Origin of the sequence: Mesorhizobium sp. M7A.F.Ca.US.002.01.1.1 (genome assembly GCF_004022955.1) — a bacterium.
Classification (GTDB): domain Bacteria; phylum Pseudomonadota; class Alphaproteobacteria; order Rhizobiales; family Rhizobiaceae; genus Mesorhizobium; species Mesorhizobium ciceri.
In genome coordinates this window covers 1-968 of record NZ_RZQE01000945.1, presented here as the reverse complement: position 1 = coordinate 968, position 968 = coordinate 1, and the positions used below count along the sequence as shown (strand labels likewise).

Here is a 968-nt window from a genome sequence, read left to right as displayed (position 1 = left end):
ATCCTTCCCTACGACCACTATGAGAGAGCCGAGACTTTCAAGAGCATGTCTTTGACCACAGGCGAAAGCGCGGGGCTGTTTCGCGAAAGCGCACCGGCGAAGGCAGCCCGTACCGAATTGAAGCGCGCGCAGTCGGAAGCCGACGTGCGCTGCTTTTAGAGCCTGCTCCATCCGGAAGCCGGATGGAGCTTCGTCCTCTGCCTGGGCGTGATCTTCCCGAACGAGCTCCATTTTCGGGATCAAGTGGCAAGCACCGGCAGTCCAGCGCAAGATATCGAGACTTCAGAGTCCCGCTGTCTCGAGCGGCCACTGATTGCGAAATGTTTTGCCGTCCGTATCGATCGCTTCAACCTGGATTTCGCCCTTGCCGTGCACGGTGAAATCGAATCGGAAGTTGGGATCTTCCGAAATCGATATTCCACCTTCCATGGAGAGGATCGGCCGGCCGGCTTGGGAGATCGACAGTTTCTGGACAAAATGCGCCGGTATGAAATATTGGGTCAGCGGATCCCGCTGCAGCCCCGAATTGTTAGGGTGCCGGATCATCAACTGCAGTTCCTCGGTCTTGGTCATCGTCTCTTTGGGCGGGAACTGGCGCAGCTTCATCTGACCCATTGTCGCGTTGGCCTCGTCCTGGTTCTTGACCGCAGGGGCGGAGCAGCCACCTGACGCCTTGACGAAGGTCTGTACCATATGGAGTTGACCACCCTGCGTCTCAGCGATGGCACGCAGATAGGAATAGTCGTTGACGCGCACGCGCGTCGACAGATGCGTCACGCCGGCATCCTTGCCGAGCTGGAACGTTGCCGCCACCGGTGCAGGGTTCGCGTCGATGATCAAGGTAACGGATTTGATGCCGTCTGGCGCCTTGGCTGGATCGAGATAGATGTCGACGGGCACGATGGCGGCATCCTGCGCCCGCTTTGGTGCTTCGATCCTGACGACGCCGGTATCGACCAGAATTGCCC

The 968-nt window shown here is 58.8% G+C and carries 1 protein-coding gene; it reads right to left on the bottom strand.

Going from position 1 to position 968, the window contains the following annotated elements:
* Positions 1–282: 282 nt before the first annotated feature.
* The coding region (locus tag EN932_RS36930) for a quinoprotein dehydrogenase-associated SoxYZ-like carrier (RefSeq protein WP_128369567.1) at positions 283–968 on the bottom strand (686 nt) is incomplete at its 5' end.